Below are 514 nucleotides of genomic sequence, written 5' to 3' on the forward strand. Positions count from 1 at the left end.
TTTGCCTTGGCAAGGAGGATCAATAGTAGAGGAAGATCCCAATACAGGGTAAACAATTCCGGTTCCCTGTGCTGAAATTTTTCCTCCTCTACCAGCTGTCCTATCCGGTTAATAATTTCGGAGACGACCCGGGTATGGATATTTTGGTTTACGGACTTAGCATGGCCCTGTGAAATTTCGAGCCTACTGGTATAGTAAGCCAAGTATCCCAACAATCCCAGCCGGAGATCTACAGGCAATGTTTCTTTGTTTGCATTCCAATAGCTAATGATTTGGTGGTCGACATCAATTAAAATTTCATCGGGATCACCTTCTACATAGTCATTTTTGATCAGATGGCAAAGGCCCCAGGCAATGCCGGAAAGCCCGTTTTGAAAATTTGTAGGTATGATAAAATTCCCTAAAGTATTATAAACATCCATTAGAATATGCTCTGCGATGGATAGAATTTCACTATTTCTGGTACTCCTTCCCAACATAAAGAAATAAATACTCAATCCGATTTTTCCGTTTA

The 514-nt window shown here is 40.7% G+C and carries 1 protein-coding gene; it reads right to left on the minus strand.

Annotation, left to right across the window (positions count from 1 at the left end):
- Positions 1-514 (minus strand): glycoside hydrolase family protein (locus tag GKS34_RS23230; RefSeq protein ID WP_205602144.1); only part of this gene is annotated, 514 nt, incomplete at both ends.

It is taken from the genome of Cyclobacterium jeungdonense, assembly GCF_010994275.1.
In the GTDB taxonomy this organism is placed as follows: domain Bacteria; phylum Bacteroidota; class Bacteroidia; order Cytophagales; family Cyclobacteriaceae; genus Cyclobacterium; species Cyclobacterium jeungdonense.